At 40.1% G+C, this 15,837-nt stretch carries 11 protein-coding genes and 1 pseudogene; 3 read left to right on the top strand and 9 right to left on the bottom strand.

Translation table 11 applies throughout. The features are described 5' to 3' along the window. Positions 1–188 precede the first annotated feature (188 nt). Positions 189–779, top strand: a complete 591-nt coding sequence (locus MJX77_RS13090) for an ANTAR domain-containing response regulator (RefSeq protein ID WP_005306352.1) — start codon at positions 189–191, stop codon at positions 777–779. After that, positions 780–1,802, top strand: a complete 1,023-nt coding sequence (locus tag MJX77_RS13085; protein ID WP_252059309.1) for an ABC transporter substrate-binding protein — start codon at positions 780–782, stop codon at positions 1,800–1,802. A gap of 25 nt (positions 1,803–1,827) precedes the next feature. Here MJX77_RS13085 and MJX77_RS13080 read toward each other — a convergent pair. Beyond that, positions 1,828–1,923, bottom strand: a pseudogene (locus MJX77_RS13080) (hypothetical protein); the annotation flags it as partial. Positions 1,924–2,207: 284 nt separating this feature from the next. On the opposite strand from MJX77_RS13080, the gene MJX77_RS13075 reads away from it, so the two are divergent. After that, positions 2,208–4,397: a TonB-dependent receptor gene (locus MJX77_RS13075; protein ID WP_252059308.1), complete on the top strand. Its 2,190-nt coding sequence runs from the start codon at positions 2,208–2,210 to the stop codon at positions 4,395–4,397. A 783-nt stretch (positions 4,398–5,180) separates the two neighbouring features. Here MJX77_RS13075 and MJX77_RS13070 read toward each other — a convergent pair. From MJX77_RS13070 to MJX77_RS13035, 8 genes are read right to left on the bottom strand one after another with little or no spacing between them, the layout of a single operon-like run. Beyond that, a complete protein-coding gene (locus MJX77_RS13070; RefSeq protein ID WP_252059307.1) occupies positions 5,181–5,804 on the bottom strand; it encodes a GNAT family N-acetyltransferase in 624 nt (207 codons plus the stop codon). 21 nt (positions 5,805–5,825) lie between these two features. Further along, complete coding sequence (locus MJX77_RS13065; RefSeq protein WP_252059306.1) at positions 5,826–6,452, bottom strand: RraA family protein; 627 nt, start codon at positions 6,450–6,452, stop codon at positions 5,826–5,828. After that, positions 6,437–7,315 carry a (2Fe-2S)-binding protein gene (locus MJX77_RS13060; RefSeq protein ID WP_353619228.1) on the bottom strand — a complete coding sequence of 293 codons (879 nt, stop codon included), beginning with the start codon at positions 7,313–7,315 and terminating at the stop codon, positions 6,437–6,439. Before MJX77_RS13060 ends, MJX77_RS13065 begins: the two co-directional genes overlap by 16 nt. Further along, complete coding sequence (locus MJX77_RS13055; RefSeq protein WP_252059304.1) at positions 7,293–9,203, bottom strand: IucA/IucC family protein; 1,911 nt, start codon at positions 9,201–9,203, stop codon at positions 7,293–7,295. Before MJX77_RS13055 ends, MJX77_RS13060 begins: the two co-directional genes overlap by 23 nt. Before the next feature lie 12 nt (positions 9,204–9,215). Continuing rightward, positions 9,216–11,051: an IucA/IucC family protein gene (locus MJX77_RS13050; RefSeq protein ID WP_252059303.1), complete on the bottom strand. Its 1,836-nt coding sequence runs from the start codon at positions 11,049–11,051 to the stop codon at positions 9,216–9,218. An 11-nt stretch (positions 11,052–11,062) separates the two neighbouring features. Further along, the gene (locus MJX77_RS13045) at positions 11,063–12,514 is read right to left on the bottom strand and encodes an MFS transporter (protein WP_252059302.1); all 1,452 of its coding nucleotides are present in this window, start codon (positions 12,512–12,514) and stop codon (positions 11,063–11,065) included. A gap of 15 nt (positions 12,515–12,529) precedes the next feature. Then, positions 12,530–13,927 carry a lysine N(6)-hydroxylase/L-ornithine N(5)-oxygenase family protein gene (locus MJX77_RS13040; RefSeq protein WP_252059301.1) on the bottom strand — a complete coding sequence of 466 codons (1,398 nt, stop codon included), beginning with the start codon at positions 13,925–13,927 and terminating at the stop codon, positions 12,530–12,532. Further along, positions 13,920–15,710, bottom strand: coding sequence for an IucA/IucC family protein (locus MJX77_RS13035; RefSeq protein WP_252059300.1), 1,791 nt, complete (start codon positions 15,708–15,710; stop codon positions 13,920–13,922). Before MJX77_RS13035 ends, MJX77_RS13040 begins: the two co-directional genes overlap by 8 nt. Positions 15,711–15,837: the final 127 nt, after the last annotated feature.

Raw genomic sequence — 15,837 nt, 5'->3', positions numbered from 1 at the left:
AAAATATGCTTTGCCACAAAATAAACCATATTTTTGCACCAAGATCGAACAAACTAACTTTTTGGTCTCCTAGAATGTCAATTAATCATGATTTTGGTTTAATTTTGGATGGCACTAATCTTGCTTAAAACCCAATAACAAAAAACGCGTCGAATTGGCGCATTTTCTTAGCCTGATTTTCTGAACTTATGCCAAAACTCAAAATAGCCCTTATTGATGATGATCATGCGCGAGCGGACTATATAAAAAACAGTCTGCTTGAAAATGACTTTGAAGTGGTCGCTTGCCTTACTTTGGATCACTTGAATATCTTTCGTCTTGAAGATTTACAAGCCGATGTAATCTTGCTCGATATGGATCATCCTCACCGCGACATTATTGAAAGCTGTGTCAGTAGCTATGATCTACCGACTGTCCTGTTCACTAAAAATTCAGATAAAGACACCATCAAACAAGCCATCGATGCAGGAGTAACTGCTTATATTGTAGATGGCATAGACCCTGCCCGCTTACATACCATTTTAGAAATCTCAATTGAGCAGTATAAAAAGCATAAAAAACTCGAAGGTGATTTAAAAGAAGCTCAAACCAAACTTGCTGACCGTAAGGATGTTGAAAAAGCTAAAGTTCTACTCATGCAATTGCATGGACTACCTGAAGAAACTGCATTTCAGCTTCTTAGAAAAAATGCGATGAGTCATCGAATTACGATTGGAGAAATGGCACGGCGTTTACTTGACGCTCAAAAATTACTTGGCAACCAACTAAAGGATGAATAAATGAGCATATTAGAAAAGACTCAATTACAACTCGGCTATATTCCTTTGCTTGATTGTCTTGCATTACTTTGGGCAAAACAAAGGGGCTTCTTTGAAGAAGTTGGTTTAGACGTCACTTTAGTTAAAGAAGCATCATGGGCAAGTCTTCGAGACCGTTTGGCTTTTGGATTATTAGATGCAGCGCACTGCTTATCTGCAATGTTACCTGCGGCGGCTGTAGGCACAGATCAAATTGGCACGCCACTGCAAACATCACTGGTTTTAAGTGAAAACCGTGCTTTCATTAGCTTAAGTCAAAAACTTACTCATCAACTTGCAATTAAAGAAAATGATACAGCTCAAATAACGGCACAGAAAGTAGCGAGCTATATTGAACAAGGTCACTCTATTTCGTTAGCGCATGTGTTTAAGCATTCTATTCACCATTATTGTTTAAGAGAATGGTTGGCTTTAGCAAATCCAAAAATCGCGCAGTCTATTCAGCTCAAAACATTACCGCCACCATATATGGTCGAAGCACTCGATAAACATGTGATTGATGGTTTTTGTGTGGGTGAACCTTGGAATACCCAAGGCGAGCTTCTTGGTTTAAGTAAAATGATCTGCTCAAGCCAAAACATTATTCCTCCTGTGGCTGACAAGGTTTTAGCCGTAACACAAGAATGGGCAAACCAGCACCCACAAACACTAGTCGCGCTCACCGCAGCAATTATGAAAGCCCAACAAGAATTGAGTGATTTCCAAGATTTTGCTCCAATTTTAAAGTTATTGGTTGAGTTTGAAATTGTTCGTTTTCATTGCTCAGAAGAAGTGCATGTCGATAAATATTTTAAGATTCAGGATATTGTTCGTCATTTAGTAAAAGAAAGTGCGCTTCCAAAAGTAGAAGACTTTTATTGGCTGCTTGAGCAAATGCAAAAGTGGGATGAACTTCAAATTGACCAAGCACAAATCACAAGCTTGGGTGCTCAATGCATTAATCTTGAGGCTTATGAACAAGCCAAACAGCGATATTCTTCATAAGTAATCTAAGAGTCAAATCAGCATAAAAAAAGCTGTCTTTTATAAAAAAGACAGCTTGAAAGACCCATAAGACAAAATGCGAAACATGCATTACTATATTTTCTAGGCTCAACTGATCCATTGAAAATATAGCGCTTATGGAAATGATCATATCTATCTAAACATATCATTTTCAGACATTTTCATATCAATAACTGCCACTCGATCAAAATCCACACGCCCCTTATAAGCTGGGAAATTCACTAGAGTGTCCATAATCGCATAACCCTTTATTTTTAGGGGAATTACCATGTTAAATAACCAATAAAGATTTTACATCTATAATAGTAATGACTACTATTTACATTCATAATGGTAATGACTACTATTTGCATTAATATTAATACTTACTGATTGGGAATAAAAATGCGCTTGTCACACTTCAGTCTTTGCTTACTTACAACAGCAATTTGTACCCATCTCTATGCCGATGATTCAATTAAAACAACTACTGAATCACAAAATGCTGAAGCTAAACTTCCGACAATTGTGATAACAGCGACACGTACACCCAAAAGCATTTCTGAAATTGCGGGAACAGTTCAAACCATTTCTGCTGATGAAATTGCGCAACAGGCTGGTCCAGGTCGTAAAGTTGCAGATGTTTTGGCACAACTAGTTCCATCTTTAGCACCAAGCAGTGGAACGAGTAGTAATTATGGTCAAACTATGCGTGGACGTAATGTACTAGTGATGATTGATGGCGTATCACAAACGGGTTCACGTGATGTAGCACGTCAGTTGAATAGTATTAGCCCAAATATGATTGATCATATTGAGGTAGTTTCAGGTGCGACCAGTATCTATGGTTCAGGTGCGACTGGCGGAATTATTAATATTATTACCAAACGTGCTGACAAGTCTAAGCCTGTTAGCTTTCAAACAAAATTAGGTGTGACATCGGCCGATAATTTCCGCGGTGATAGTCTGGCTTATCAAGTTGGCCAAACGGCTTCATTTGCAAATGATAAAGTCGACGGTTTTCTTGGCATAGACTATACCAATCGAGGCTCTCAATTTGATGGTAATGGGGATCGTATTTCATTAAGCCCTTGGCAGGGTAGCACTATGGATACTGACACTATTGATGTGAATGGCCGTGTTAACTTTAATTTAACAGATAATCAGACTCTTAGTTTTGGTGCTCAGTATTATAAAGATGAGCAAGATACAGAATATGGGCCTGATTATTCTTATTTACTCACAAAAACAGATCCATCTTACAAAGCTGTCAAAGGTTGGAGCTTAGATAATCAGCCGTTTACTGAACGTTATGCTTTTAATACACAGTACCAAAATCAGGATTTCTTAGGTCAAGTTCTGAATGTGGAAGCTTACTATCGAAATGAGAAGTCACGCTTTGTACCTTATGGTTATTCAGCTGACGGTGTTAGTGTAAAGCAAAGTCAATCAAATGTGGATTATGCAGGTATTCGTTCAACTTTACAGTCTGATCTTGTAGTTGCTGACCGTGATTTAAAACTAACTTATGGCTTAGACTATGACTGGGAAAAAGATCATCAGTGGGCGGACTACTATATGCCAAGCAATAATGGTTTAGTTTATACCCCAACTGGAGAAAAACAAGGCTCAGGACCAGATACTGAAATTCAAAATATTGCCACCTTTATACAAGGGGACTATGCAGTAACAGATCAGCTTAATATTCAAGCTGGAGTGCGTTACCAATATGTTCAAGCGGACACAGACAGCTATTTAACTGCACGTAAGCCATATACATTAATGGCTGCAGACTCTACAGATTCAGATAAATTCCTGTTTAACCTAGGTGCTGTCTATAAACTCAATGATGCTCAGCAAGTCTATGCTAACTTTTCACAAGGCTACAGTTATCCAGATGTGCAACGTGTATTACGTGATGTTGCAGCATATACCTTAACTACGTCTGGTATTGCTCCGATCACTGTGAATAGCTATGAAATAGGCTGGCGCTTGAACCAAGATAAAGGTTTAAATTTGGGCCTAACAGGTTTTTATAATACTTCTGATAAAGTCGTTCAATTTAACTCGGATCGCTCTGTAAATGTTGTTGATACCGACCAGCGAGTTTATGGGGCTGAAGCAACAGTAAGTTACCCATTCATGGAAAATTATAAGGTAGGTGGGACTTTAGGTTATACAAGAGGTCAGTACAAGGATGAGGCCAATAATTGGCATGAGTTAAATGCTTTTGCAGTTTCACCAATGAAAGGTACGTTGTTTGCTGAATGGAATAATACAGAAGGCTATGGTGTACGTGCTCAAATGCTTGCAATCAAAGGAACTGATAAAGCCTATAAAGACGATCTAGAGTTAAAATCAGCTGGACTGAGTGATAGTAATAGCGCAGCAGAGATTAAAGGTTATACAACCATGGATGTATTAGCACATTTTCCTGTGGCGAAAGGTCGTATGGACTTTGGTGTCTACAATCTATGGGGAAATCAATATAAAACTGTATTCGCTCAACAAGCAGCAGTAACCAATGCTAACTCATTGTTAGCAATCCCAGCTGAAGGTCGTACTTTTGTGCTAAGTTACACTATAGATTATTAAATTTAGGGCTGGGAGGAAATGTTCTAAATTTTCTAAAATCAACATAATACGCCTTATTATTTAATAAAAAGTCCAACCCTAGTGTCTGGGCTTTTTTAATGATTTGTCACGTTTAACGGTTGATTATCAATCAATCTTTCACAATTTCATTTAGCCTCTCTTACTCTATTAGAGAGAAATACAGATATTAAAATTCGACTTTTTTTAACAGTCTGATTTATCAAGATTAGTAATTTTTTGGCTTAGCTCTTCAAATAATATAAAATCTATTATTATTTTTATCAGGCTATCTTCGTATAATTAAAAGTGAATCATTTGGAATTTTTACTTTCACTTTAATAGAGATAATATTTCCATTTTGATCTTTAGCTTTAGATGCATATTGGATTAAAGCATTTTTCCCTACACCTCTTAATAAAACCTCAGCACTCTTGATTTCAATTTACTCACCTTTCTTCTCTCCAATTTTGGCTTTAAGACTATTTTTATCATCTTCTCGTACAGAACCTAGTATATTCTTAAAAAAATATTCGTTTCTTTTCCTGCATTAAAAGATATACAGCACTAGGAACGATGAAAATATAAACCAACATTACGAATAGCTTTTTTATTGTTTAGTACAGTTCAGTAGATCATGGTTTTTCCTAAAAAACTTGCCCCTCATTCTTTAATCGATCATGGATTAAGATGGTATGTAGGAGCATATGATTATGAAAAATGATGCTGTAGATCAAACTGCTCCTGACTATTCGAAATAAAAATAAGTTATTGATTTATTATATTTTACTGTACTCTCATTTCTGATTCATTTAGCCCATTACGTTGCCGATAACTTCCACAGCGTGAGTAAAATTCATTTCGATAACAATGATATAGAACTGCTGTTTTTTCTAACATCTTTATTTTTTTCTGCGCTTGGTAAGCGATATCTTCTGCAATATAGGCATAAGATTTTACATTTTCATCCGGCTCACCCACAATTTTACTGGCAGCTGAATTTTCAAAAATAAAATAACTCATCATGCGCATGACAGCTCTGAAATGCCCTTGCCCAAGCACATTTTTTTCACCGAGTAAAATATGCCAGCCCAAATCAGAGTCATCAGCATCATAATAAAGTGCCAGTCGATCGCGCTTGGCTTCATATATCTCAAGATAACCGACGTCTGTATGTTCAATCGTAATAATAAATAACCGCTGATGATCATCACAAATCATCTTTTCAAAATAAACTGCCAGTTCAAGCTCTGGTTTATTCAGTTGCCACTGAGGAATCACATGAGGTTCATGCATCCATTTATACAATAATGGAAAATCCTGCGGAAGTTGCACAGCCCTTAATCCATAAGCTATTCCTCTTTCCTCGTAATGGAACTCATCCAACAGCTGTGAAGATAATGTCATCATAAATATTTACTCAATTCAATTTCATGCAGATGCAGTAAAGTGGTAATAATCCTGTGCTGAATGTTCGCTGAAAAACTGGTCCCGTTTCTGCCGTTCTTGGATTTCCATTTGCTGAAACTGCTCGAGATGATGATGGGCAATATCTGGATTCAAAATAAATACACCATCGGCATCTCCGACCATTAAGTCACCAGAGGAAATACAGGTATCTCCCATCTGTATTTGCTGGTCAAACTCCACCACACATTCTCCCTGCTGACGTGTAGTCAGACAACTGACCGATGAAGCAAAAACGGGGACCTTCATGTTTCTTAAAGCAGTTACATCCGTTACTGCACCCAATATAATTACAGCGGCAAGCTGATGATATATGGCAGCGCGATGTCGCTGTTCTCCCCAACAGGCACGATGTTCCAACTGACGTGCATCAATGACCAGTACATCACCCGGTTGACTATTCAGCAAAGCCTGACGCAGTGCCATACCATTGACTGAATGTAATGTAGCCGTACGCACTCGCCCCACAACATGCCCAATTTGGTTAATCGCATGAATCTGTGGTAAATGCCCTTGGTCCAGTACATGACCAATAGTTGAGCTCGCAATACCTGCATAGCTCTGGATCAAATTATTTAACTGGTCTTGCATGAGTATTGACCTCTGTGTTCATCCTGTCTCAGTAATGGACAGCTTGCACAATATTCTTTTTGTGCTTCAGGTAACTGAAAATAAAAGCAGCATTTTTTACGTTGATAGGTCGTGGACGATTGTTGCCGACTCTGATCCAGTAAATAAAATGGGTTCTGTTTTAGGCCCAGATCAGCTGCAGGTAAATCTATCAAAAACTGCCGTTGAAACTGGATACGGCTGAGTAAAGCTGTGCTCCCCCCTTTTCTGTTCATCATGTCGTAAAATTGTAGAATTCGTAATGCAGTATTTTCCCACAACAAAAATTTCTGTACTTTCCCTATACGGGCAAGGACATCAAATAACTTTTGCAGATCATCTAGTATGAATCGCACATATCCTTCAAAAGATTGCTGTTTTCTACTGATTCCATACTGTAATTGAGGCAGATTAATCAGATGCAGTGTTCTGTCCCAATACCAGTCAGGAGGCAATACTGTGGAAATACAAGATATTTCCCATGGCAAATCAATTTCCTCAGAAGTCACGGCATAAAAATATGGAAATAATAGAGGAACAGCCCAGTATTTAATGAACATGGATGTAGTGCAGGTTAAACTCACCGCACCCACGCGGGAACCAAAATCATTTAATGCTGTCAGACATGCAGAGGGATTTAGCAGATCTGTAAAACTCAGTATCTGCTGTTCCTCTACAGGCAGCACATCAAATTGAATATTCAAGCGTTCAGCCAGCAACTGTCTAAGTACTGGTATATCAGATTCTGTCATTTTAAAATCAGACTCAATATTCAATACTTCAATCTGTGACTGCACACCTGAGTTTTCTCTATTCATGAAATTAAACAACACTCCTGAATACATTCGGCACAGTTCCCATACTGCTTGGCATACTTCCCACCCGATTATCTTGCTCAAGTAACGGACGGATCAGTTGCTTATATGGCCACAACTCACTATCAAACAGGATATGCTTTAATTCAGCGCGGGCTGCATCCGTAAATGGCACATCATCCAGCGCTTGCTGTAACTGCTGAGCCAATACGCGCCATAAATCTGCCGAGTCAATCTGATAGAACTCTGCAACGGTTTCCAAGATACTGGCCAGATTGACCTGTATACCGAGTGTCTGCAGATAGAGAATCAAACTTTTCACGCTGTCGTGATACAACGTAATACGAAAATCATGTGGACTCAGGTACTCAGGATCAGGTAGGCCCTGCTGCTGCATCCACGGCTGATAAATACGGACAGAATCATGGTCGCGGAGCATGAAACCAGCGAACTGCCCCTGTTCCAGCACAATACAAATATTTTGACCATGAATTTCGCCCATCAAACCAAGACGGAACAGGCGTAAATTTACCTCAAAGAAATCACGGCATAATGCAGCAAAAGTATTGCAGATATGCTGTGGTGTAACAGTTAAATTCTGCCATTTTAGAATCAAATCAAATACACATCCCTGCCCATCCATTAGTTGCCCTAAGCTAGCCATAGGAATAATCTGATAAGGTACTTGTAACAACTCAGTAGGAATCCTTCGGCGCTGTGCAGCGAGATGCATCGGTCGTTCGTTGAACAGCATTAAATTATCTGGCGTTAAATTGTCTTGTTGCTCTGGAAGATAAGCCCACCATTGATTTTCATCACATAACCATAAACGTCTTTTTAATACCTCATCTTTTTGCTTAGCAAGCTGCAACAGTTGCTGATTCTTTTGTCCATTGATCATTTTTACAATTGGTAAAAAACGCAATGAACCCAGTGACTTAACTGCAAGCGGTAATTTTAGGCTATCCTGTGGCTGTGTCGCTGAAAGTAGACTTCTTAATGACGAACTGGCGTACCAGCCACTAGACTGGAACGCTAAGGGGATAATATCCTTATGGCGCAACTCTTCAGAAAATTTGTCGGACAGCACATGCTTGAACTGCCACGCATGTAGGGGAATTGCCAAATAATTATCCCCCAGCGCTTTTTCATCGTACTCCTGTTTCAATATCAGGAATTGTTCCGCATTCAGAAAAATACGCGCAGGTTGCTGTCTGCTGATCTCAGTAACATCCTTCCCATAGACCAACTTTTCTTTATTTACTGCAACCCAGTGAACATTCATATCCTGAGCAAATTCAGGACTGAAATACTGATATTCATCGGGACTAAAACCGTCCTTTAATTTGGCCAGCGGATGATAGGGTCGATCCCGCAAAGCGGCATACTGCTCCAGCTGTATAAATAAGTCTGCGGGATGCTGCGTTAACCAATGTGAAGAGGATAGTTGATGTTGCTGAGACAATTCTGCATGCTGCATTGCCTGTTTTAAATCTGCACGAAAATCTGCCAGTTTTGTTTTATCAGCAGAGTTGAAGCAGTGTAATTGCTGCATGAAGTCAAATAACTGCAATGCATTTAGTTTCTGAACATGATAACCCTGTGCTTCGTCCAAGCTAAGCTTACAGATCGATGCTCCAACATACATCTGCCAAAGCTGTTTCAAACCCTGTTTCAGCGGTAGAATCAAACACTCAGTCTGTGCAGAATTAAATAAAACTGCAAAATGCTCCCCAACGGTATAACTGTCGAAAAGTATTTCAAAGCTATGCTGAAATCTTTGTTTGCATAGTCGTTGAGCCTTATCTTTTGTCAGGATTTCCAATTCTGAAATATATTGTTCAGCAAGTAGACTATTGACCAAATCCATCAATATCTCCTGCCCTGAAACGGCAGGTGAAAATACCATGGTATTCATTCGTTTATCCCCCTAAACAGGCTGACGAAAATGGAACAGAGGGTTATTGACATAACGCATCTGCACATCACCATCTCCGAATAAGCGGCGGCGGGTTAGTGATTCAATACAATATTGCTCTGCAAAGACATCAAACACCGCATAGCGTGACTGGTGTTCGGGATATTGCTGCTGAAAATGATGAATAATATCTGCTGCTTTTTGCCAGAAGACCTGTTCACTAAAGCCAAGCTGCTGTTGTAGTGTTATCGCGATATCACTCAATGCAACAAAGAATAGACAAGCGCAACTAAAATCCCGCACCGCATTTAGGTCATCCGTGAGAATAAATGACATGCGATTAGCTTTCGCATGTTCCGCGGGTAATGCATGCAAGGCTGGAAAAGCTTCTGGATGAGTTAGATGATCAGGACTGAAGCGTACCCCATCATGAAAATCCTTTAAAATGATCCGTACTGGCCAGCCATTACGATGAACCAAAATAATATTTTGCCCATGCGATTCAGTTCCAATTCCTTCAGCAAAGAGTAAATATAGAATTGGCTGAATGACCACAGACAGCAATTGTCCAACCCATGCATCCACACCATAATGATCCAGCCATGGTTGAATCAGTAACTTCCCATCCTGCTGAACATGACCAATTCCATTCAGAGGAATAGCGTCTTCACCAGATTTTAGATACTGCTGAACACTTTCACGCCACAGACTGGCAATAGTTCCATACGCCTGTTTGGCATGTGATGCAGGCAGACGAGTGAAATCTACTGCTGAGGCATGTACTTCGCCAAGAATATCAAAATCCAATTTTTGGGCAATTTCACTGTTCTTTTTTAAACCCTGGAGCCAATCTGTAATTAATGGCCCATTCATTGCTGTATGTGTGGCCAATATCCGTGAGCTTGAGGTATTTGTCAGACTCATGGACATTTTGATATAGGGCTTTTCAGGATGTTGCAAATTCGTTAGTGTTCTCAGTGACTGCTGAGCAATATAGGCATATTCCCCTCGTCCCAGATAAACAATCTTCTGTTCAGCAATTTCCTTAAAGAACACATGCACAACAGTATTTTCCCATTGCCATGGATGAACAGGTAACCAAATATACTCATCTGCATTTTTTTGCTGCCCCAAAACCTTTGTAAACTCTTGCTGATCCTGTTCAGTCAACTGCTGCTGCAAGAAATCATCTGCATTCAAATGACTGGATGCGTTATGAGAAAATATGGACTGATGTACTGCAATCCACACCAAATGAATAGGTTGTGCATATTCCACCCCATATTTCAGATTATCCTGCAGATTAAAACCCACTCGGGATTTATAACAAGGATGATAGGGATGGCCATCCATCAGATAAGTTTCCAGCACATCATAACTATATTGTGCTGCTGGTAATGCATACTCATTCTGACAGTGCTGAGACTGCACATCATGAATAAAAGTTCGCTTCAACTCACTGATAAAACCATCAATCTGGGCTGCCTGTGGAATACTTCGGATGACCTCATCAATGACTAAATTTAATTGTGCAACCGTTTTCTGTCCCTGATGATCTTCGCGGATGACATCTGTTGCATTCATGCGCACTAGGCCAAAACTGAGATGTCGCTGTCCTGCAGCTATGTAACGTACTGATTGCCCTTGTGGATTCATCACATCTATATAAAAAACACCATCCTCAAACTGGGCTGGAATCACCTCTTCATAAATCAATGCCTGCAGTAATTGTTTGATCACACGCTGTTCAACTTTTTTCATTGTGGCTTGATCAGGCTGTTGCCAAGCCAAAGTGCTTGCATTCACAGAATGTGTAGTCGTGGAAAGTGCTGGATGTAAATTGCCCATTATTTTTACCTTTATTGATTTTGAACCAAAACATCCGCTTGCTTTTGTCTCGGAAACCTCCATGCAGCGGGTAACGCCAACAGCATCACTCCTGCACAGATCAAAAACAGTTCCCGTATTGCATGAATTTGAGCAATTGCAAGTTCTGGTGAATATGAAATATTGTGCGTACGAATTTGCAGATAGAGTGCAGCAATCACGACAGCAATTGCAGCGCAGATCCGGCGCAGTAAGTTATTAACAGCTGCTCCCTGAGTCACCAGTTCCTGATCTTCCAGACTATTTAACCCAGCTGTTGTCGCTGGCATATAAGACAAACCGAATCCCAACCCATGCAAGATCATACAAAACATTAGGGATATAACATGTGTGCCAGGAATCAATGCCAGACCAGCAAATGCAGCAACAGTCAACAGAAGACCAAAACAGATTAATTGTCGTGCACCATGTTGATCGAGATATTTACCTGCCCATTGACTACATAGACTGGTGGTCAGTGCACTACTCATCAGGATCAATCCTGTCCACACTGGACTGAGTTTTAAAGTATTCTGTAACAGTAGCGGGATCAGGAGTAAGGTAATGAACAGTCCGATGGTATGCACAACTGAAATAATCACACTGTAGTTAAAACCACTACTGGTAAACAGTTGCCAGTCAATTAAAGCATTGGGCTTATTACGACTAAACCAGAAAAAGCCACAACATGCCGTAATGCCTATACTCAACAACAGCATAAACTCAGACGTTTGAATGTCACTCAACTGTTGGATTCCACTCAAGCTGAGTAACAACACTACAATACCCACAGCAAGCAGGACAAAACCACTCCAGTCAAAACGCAACAATCTCACATTAGTCTGCTGTGACGGCAACCACCGTAACCCCATCACTAATGCACAGATCGCCAAGGGAACATTCAATAAAAATAAGGTCTGCCAGTTCCACCACACCAAAACCAGTGCACCCAGCATGGGTCCACATGCCAAAGTCAGCATGATCATGGCACCCCATAATCCCGTAGCACTGCCCCGCTGCGCACGCGGAGTTACCATAAATATAATTCCCAGTGACAGAGGGATCATCAATCCACTTGAAAAGCCTTGTAAGGCACGAACCAGCAGTACAGTTTCAAAATGCCCTGCAAAAGCACCATATAGTGAGCTCAAACCAAAGACTGTCAGCGCAGTCAGATATACCTGACGTTTACCAAATCTCTGACTCAAATAACCTGTAAGCAATAGACTCAGGCTCATGCTCAGCAGAAAAATAACCATGACCCAGCTAACTGCTGTTTCATTAATCTGAAAATCATGCATCAACTGAGGAATAGCGGGGTTAAAACTACTGTTGTTTATACTGACGGTGCCAGTCCCCAACATCACACAGATCATCACCCAACGTTGTAACCCTGTAGATACAGGATTTTCTACTTGCAACAGTGATTGTGGCTGTTCAGCCATCTCCTGTCCCCTGTGTTATTTGCTCATGACTTTTAAATACTGATCATCGGTTTTCCCAGAGGGATGCGGCATGACTGTATTTGTTCGGGAATTATTTATCTGGAATTCAGTCGTCAGGGCCTGACTATCAAGCTGAAAATCCTGAAAGCCTTGTTTCCCGTCTACATCAAAATAGTTTTCTTTCAGAATCTGATTGGCAATCCGTGCGGAACGGAATGCACCCAATCCCAGATCTGGAGTACCAACGCCATGATGTTGGAGACTGGTATTTTGTACATAAATCTCACCATCCCCCTGATACTGCAGTTGATGATGCTCACTAATTTTCCAGCGTTGCTGGGTATCTAATACAATCCTGTCATTTAGCTTATTCAGAAATGTCTGTGCAGGATATTGATAACCCGTTGCTGCAATCACTGTACTTGCTCTGAGTTTCAACATCTGCTGTTGCTGAATCTGTAAAAACTCAAGTTGAATATTATTCGGACCAAGTAACTGTGCATTCTCCAACTGATAGTTGCCAGCAATAGTCACACAGGTATCCGCTTGCCCAATACTACGGTGATAAAGGCGTTCATAGATTTCCTGAATAGTTCTGCTACTGATTCCCTTGTACAAGTGGGCTTGTGCAGTTGGCAGAGTATCCTTGAGAGCTTCTGGTAAATGGTAGAAATAACGCATGTAATCTGGACTGAAGCTTTCCAGACCCAATGGTGTATTTTCCATGGGTGAAAAACCTGCGGAGCGAGTCAACCAATATAAATGGAATCTCGGCTTGCCTGTTTCTGATGAAATCTGCTGATCAAATAAATCAATAAAAATTTCCGCCGCAGACTGACCAGAGCCAATCAGTACCACATTGCCAGAAAGATTATCGGCACACTGCTGTAGATAGCTTGAAGAGTGCAAACAAGATGCGGTTTGTTCTGAAATTGTTTGTAATGGTTTGGGTAATCGCGGCACCGTTCCCACCCCCAATACCAGATTACGGGTCTGATGAATGGACAATCGTCCACACTGTTCAGCAATCACCTGAAAACCTCCAGAGATTGGAGCAACATCCACCACTCGCTGACCAAAATGTAGATCACGCAACTGTTGTACGACCCACTGGCAATAATGGTTATATTCTTTTCGTGGAATATACAGATTCTCACGGAAGTAAAACTTATAGAGACGTTGCTGTGCTTTTAAATAGTTCAGAAAACTATAAGGGCTTGTCGGTTCAACCAGACTAACCAAATCGGCCATAAAAGGGACCTGCAACATCGCACCGGGTAGCTGTAATCCTGCATGCCAGTCAAAATTTTCCCGTTTTTCAAAGAAACAATACTTCAATGAGGCATGCTGATTCACCAACGCAGCAAGACTTAGATTAAAGGGCCCAAGACCAACACCGATAAAATCAAGCATAGTCGGCCTCCTCAATAACTTGTCTAACATAAAGTGGATTTTTTAAATCAACATAAATTGATTGCTGAGAAATATCAGCTTGCAACTCATCCAGTTCATACAGACGTGTCATCATATTGCCTTTATAAGGGAAAGTTTCATGATGTAAAACTGTCTTTAATAAATTGCTTTCAGGATATTTCTGATAGGCCTGCAACAGGTAGGATTGCAGCATTTCAATTAATTGTTGCTCCTGAACGGCACCAGTCATACCTATGGCATTAATGAGACCGAATAAGGTATTACCAATAAAGTAATAACGGAAACGTTCATCGACCAGTGACAATGGGCACACTGCCTGACCATCTGTTGCCAATGTTGGATAATGTTTCAAAATTTCTGTGGCAAGCTCACGGATATAGTAAAATCCTTGATTATCCCTAAACCATACTGTTTTAGGCATACCCTGTTCCAGTTCAATCAAGGTATTCTGTTGATGTGCTTCAAAAGCCATTCCATATTCATGATACAACTCCATCAATGGCAGAATGGTCATTTCTAGGAAGCGATCAAACCATAGCAAGGCAACTTGTGACTGAGACTGACCTGTTTGTTTTGAAATATCTGCAAAAATTTCACTGAAACGATTTTTTGCCAATACAGGATGATCCTGACACAATGAAGCAATACAAGTCACATCATCACTGGCCTTAAATGGATTTTCACGCAAAATACAGATGGTTTCATCTAATACTTGACCATCAAATTTCAATGCAATCCAAGCAGGATCGCTCAAAGCTTGAAGGTTCGGATTTCGCTGCCTGAATTCACTTAGACAATCATCATGCCACAGTTGATAACTCAACAAACCACGATGGCATTCCTTATACAGGTTGACCCGAACTGAATTAGTCACAGCCACTGTCATTGATGCCTTGAACATCCACGGTGATTGCTCACTGTACAGGGTACGTACTGAAGTTGTTGCTTTAACATCCCAGCCTAGTGCGCCAAAATCAATCAATTTCTCTTCATGTAAAAGCTGTTGATACCATTCCTTATCCTTTAGATAACGTGCCTGCCATGGATGTAAAGGCAACAAGGCATAATCAGGAAATTGGGCTATTTTTGCGCGGTGAAACGTATTGAAATATGGTTCTAAATCATGTTTGAACTGTGTGGGAATATCAATTTTATGTGCATTATCAGAAACAATATATTCTGGGTGCACATATAGAAATTGCATTTTGAAGGTATTTTGTGTTTCAGGTGAAAAAATCTTCCAGTCATCCTGTACAAAACCCTGACGACTTTTGGGTGAAGGATGCATGCTGTGACCAAGTACCAATGCCTGTTCACTCTGAATAAAATTTTGCTGTTTTGCTATAATCTGATCAAAATCTGGTTCACGATGACTGAGAAATTGCTGCAGTGCTCTGTGACTCTGAATCCAACATTCCAGCAATGAAGATGCGTCAAGTTGCTGAGCTTTGGATTGTTCAATTAAATTTTCCAGTAGATTTGACGCAATATTTACGGGGCTAAGTGCTAGATATTGGCCTTCTCGCTCAACCCACGGCAAGTCAGCAAAACGGTGTCGCCCCACCTGACTGAAATATTCAATCGGTGCATAAAGAAACCCATTAATTGCGTGTAAAGGGATACTCAGTAAAACTTTGCCCTTACCTCTTTCTGTTAAATGAGGGGATTGTTCTGTTAAAGAGAGAAAACGTCCATGACCTGTTTCTTGTAAATATGAGTTCACTAAATGCTGCAAGGCAATTTTATTTGTGATTGATCTCATCAGGATTACTCTGTGGAGGGATAAATACCTATGGAGAATATCCATATTTAATCGCAAATACAAATGATAATTATTATTATTTACATTCAATATTAAAAAATTACATTACCTTAACAACTCTTCATTT

Source organism: Acinetobacter sp. AHP123 (genome assembly GCF_023757925.1).
Lineage (GTDB): Bacteria > Pseudomonadota > Gammaproteobacteria > Pseudomonadales > Moraxellaceae > Acinetobacter > Acinetobacter oleivorans.
Note: the sequence above shows the minus strand (reverse complement) of the source record. Positions and strands in the feature narration are given on the sequence as shown.